Source organism: Streptomyces prunicolor NBRC 13075, from assembly GCF_000367365.1.
Taxonomy (GTDB): Bacteria; Actinomycetota; Actinomycetes; order Streptomycetales; family Streptomycetaceae; genus Streptomyces; species Streptomyces prunicolor.
Map to the genome: position 1 here is coordinate 1 of NZ_BARF01000190.1, position 1,545 is coordinate 1,545.

1 protein-coding gene is annotated in these 1,545 nt (G+C 69.4%); it reads right to left on the reverse strand.

The window, feature by feature from the left end:
* Positions 1-69 precede the first annotated feature (69 nt).
* Positions 70-1,287, reverse strand: coding sequence for an IS110 family RNA-guided transposase (locus tag SPR02S_RS54725; protein WP_019065505.1), 1,218 nt, complete (start codon positions 1,285-1,287; stop codon positions 70-72).
* Positions 1,288-1,545 lie beyond the last annotated feature (258 nt).

Below are 1,545 nucleotides of genomic sequence, written 5' to 3' on the forward strand. Positions count from 1 at the left end.
GGGGGGGTGCCTCTATGTCGTTCGTCAAGGCGTCCCTGTGGGGTTTGGGGTGATTCGGTCTTGCTGGGGTCATGCGGCGAGCTCGACGTCCGCGGGCGTGCGGGATTCGTAGAAGGTGCCGTCTCGGAGCATGGCGAACAGGACGCTGATGCGTTGGCGGGCGAGGCGGAGGAGGGCCTGGGTGTGGGTTTTGCCGCGGGCTCGTTGCTTGTCGTAGTAGGTGCGTGAGGCGGGATCGGCGTTCATGCAGGCGAAGGCGGAGAGGAACATGGCGCGTTTGAGCTGGCGGTTTCCGCCTCGCGGGGCGTGTTCGCCGTGGACCGAGGTCCCCGACGACTTCGTGGTCGGGGCGAGTCCGGCGTAGGAGGCCAGGTGGGCGGCGCTCGGGAAGCTGGTGCCGTCGCCGACGGTGACCAGGAGGACGGCGGCGGTCCTGACGCCGACGCCGGGCATCGACGTCAGGACCGGGGAAAGAGGGTGGGCCTCCAGCAGGGCGTTGATCTGGGCTTCCAGGGCCCGGCGCTGTTCGTGGACAGCGGCGAGAGAGCGGGCCAGGGAGGGCACGACGATGTCGAGGGTGCCGGTCCCGGGGACCACGACGGTCTGCTCGTCCAAGGCCTGGAAGACGTCGTCGATCAGCCGCTGTGCCATGCGCGGGGCCTTGGGCCGGATGAGCTCGACGAGCCTGCGGCGGCCGGCTTTGCGCAGTGCGGCCGGGGAGCCGTAGCGCTCCAGCAGCCAGGTGACGGCCTGATGGTCGAGGCGGGGGCCCAGGACGCGCTCCAGTGACGGGTGGAACTGGGTGAGCAGGCCGCGTATGCGGTTGGAGGTGCGGGTGGCCTCGGCCGCGAGGTCCTGGTCGAAGCCGACGAGGACCGTGAGTTCGGCGGTGATCTCGTCGGTGAGCTCCAGGGCGCGCAGGGTGTGCGGCATGGTCCGGGCCGCGTCCGCGATGACCGCGGCGTCCTTCGCATCGGTCTTGGCCTCGCCCGGATACAGGTCGGCGATCCGCCGCATCGCGAGTCCGGGCAGGTAGGCGACTTTGCAGCCGGCGTCCCGGGCGACGGTGAGCGGGAGGGCTCCGATGGATGCGGGCTGGTCCACGATCACCAGGACCGTGCCGAACTTCGTGGCCAGTTTGTCGAACGCGGCCCGCAGTTTCGGCTCGCTGTTGGGCAGTTGCTTGTCGAAGACCTTCTTGCCGGCCGGAGTCAGCCCGTGCCCGTGATGAAAGCTCTTGCCGACGTCCAGGCCGAGGAACACGCCCACGTCTTCGGTGTCGAACATCGCACCCTTCCAGGGGAGTTGAACGTGCCGGCCTCGGCGTTGGTGTCGTACGCGCGCATCCACGTTATGCAGACCTGCCGCCCGCGAGCTGTCCGGCATTGCGCCGGACCGGGCGGTGGCCGGACCTCTCATCAGCGTCTCCGACGGCACCTCCCGGGCCCGGTGACACCACCCCCCAGGTCATGCCTTCGACAGGGGGCAACAGCCATACCGGGCCCGGAGGCCAGCGGCCCTCTTGCAGGACCGCAGAAAACATAA

Bases quoted from the DNA above. Each gene is read 5' to 3' on its own strand.
- SPR02S_RS54725 (WP_019065505.1), bottom strand. From the start codon at position 1,287: ATGTTCGACACCGAAGACGTGGGCGTGTTCCTCGGCCTGGACGTCGGC.